Origin of the sequence: Streptomyces hirsutus, from assembly GCF_001418415.1 — a bacterium.
In the GTDB taxonomy this organism is placed as follows: domain Bacteria; phylum Actinomycetota; class Actinomycetes; order Streptomycetales; family Streptomycetaceae; genus Streptomyces; species Streptomyces hirsutus.
Window position 1 is genome coordinate 1 of record NZ_LIQT01000478.1, and the last position, 1,496, is coordinate 1,496.

Annotated in this window: 2 protein-coding genes and 1 pseudogene; all 3 read left to right on the forward strand. The window is 74.1% G+C overall.

Going from position 1 to position 1,496, the window contains the following annotated elements:
- The coding region (locus AOK11_RS31475; RefSeq protein WP_055597100.1) for a polysaccharide deacetylase family protein at positions 1–722 on the forward strand (722 nt) is incomplete at its 5' end.
- A 48-nt stretch (positions 723–770) separates the two neighbouring features.
- Entirely contained in the window at positions 771–1,019 is a 249-nt protein-coding gene (locus tag AOK11_RS31480) for a hypothetical protein (protein ID WP_055597101.1), read from the forward strand.
- 33 nt (positions 1,020–1,052) lie between these two features.
- Positions 1,053–1,496 (forward strand): annotated as a pseudogene (locus tag AOK11_RS31485) (peptidyl-tRNA hydrolase); the annotation flags it as partial.

A 1,496-nucleotide genomic window follows, 5' to 3' on the forward strand; every position in this document is an offset into this window, starting at 1 on the left:
TGCCCACCCTGGCCCCGGGACCGGCGGGCCTGACCCCGGTCTTCGAGAACGCCCCCCGAAGCGCCGGGAAGACCCTCGCCCTCACCTTCGACGCCGACATGACCGCCGACCAGGGTCCGCGTGCGGCGGCGGGCGAACGCTTCGACCACCCCCGGCTGATCGCCACCCTGCGCGCGCTGAAGGTGCCGTCCACCGTGTTCATGACGGGGCGCTGGGCCGAGGAGTACCCGGACCAGGCCCGTTCCATCGGCCGGGACCCGCTCTTCGAGGTCGCCAACCACTCGTACAGCCACTACGCGTTCACGGACGACTGCTACGGCCTGCCGACCGTCGGCCGGGACCGGATACGTGCGGACGTGGAACGGGCGTACACGGCCTTCCGCGAGGTGGGGGTGGCCCACCCGATGCCGTACTTCCGCTTCCCCGGCGGCTGCTACGACCGCGAGGCGCTGAAGGCACTCGTCCCGGCCGGTGTCACCGCCGTGCAGTGGGACGTGGTCGGCGGCGACGCCTTCGCCACGGACGCCGACGCGGTGGCCCGGCAGGTCCTGGACGGAGTGCGCCCGGGTTCCGTCGTCGTCCTGCACTGCACCCGCAGCGCGGCCCCGGCGACCGAGCGCGCGGTACGGACGATCGTCCCGGAGCTGCGCCGCCGGGACTACCGCTTCGTGAAGGTCTCCGACCTGATCGCGACCGTGCCGACGGCACCGCTGCCGGGCTGACGGAACCGGGCCCCGGCACTCCGCAGGACGCGGTCCTACGCTGGAGGCGTGACCGACACCGGGGCCGAGACCGACACGGGGACCGACACCGACTACTGCCTGATCGACGCGACCGGGCCGCCCGAGGCCGAAGGGCCTCCGTACGCGGAGTGCGTACTGTGCCGGGAGCCCACGGAGCACCCGGAGTCGTACAAGGGGATCACCTTGTGTCCGGCGTGCATGGGGGTCCCCCCTGTCCGAGCGAAGTCGAGGACTTGGGGGAGGCAGGAAGCACAGCGCACGGCCTGCTCGGGCTGACGGAAGCGCGGCACGGCTTGGCAGACTGGCGGGGTGAACAGCGATCAGACCCATGACCGGGCGCCTGCCGCCGCGAGTCCCTTCCGTTCCGAGCCCAGCGTCCGCGACGAGGCCCCCCAGTTCGTGCTGCCCCTGGTGGCGCGCATCGAGCGGTCGGCTCCCCCGGCCCGCACGGACGCGCTGGAGACGGCGGCCCGCGCGGTGCTGACGGTGCTGGCGGACGAGCGGTCGGCGGGCGAGGGCGAGTGGGCGCAGGCGATGCGCGACTGGCAGGACGCCCGCATCCGCAAGGTGGTACGCAGGGCCCGCGGCGCGGAGTGGCGCCGCGCGGAGGCCCTGCCCGGCATCACGGTCACCGGCAAGTCGGCGGAGGTCCGCGTCTTCCCGCCCGTCCCGCTGGACGGCTGGCCCAAGGACCTGGCCCGTCTCCAGGTCTCCGGCACCGACCTGGACGACCCGGAACCCCCGCCCCCGGCG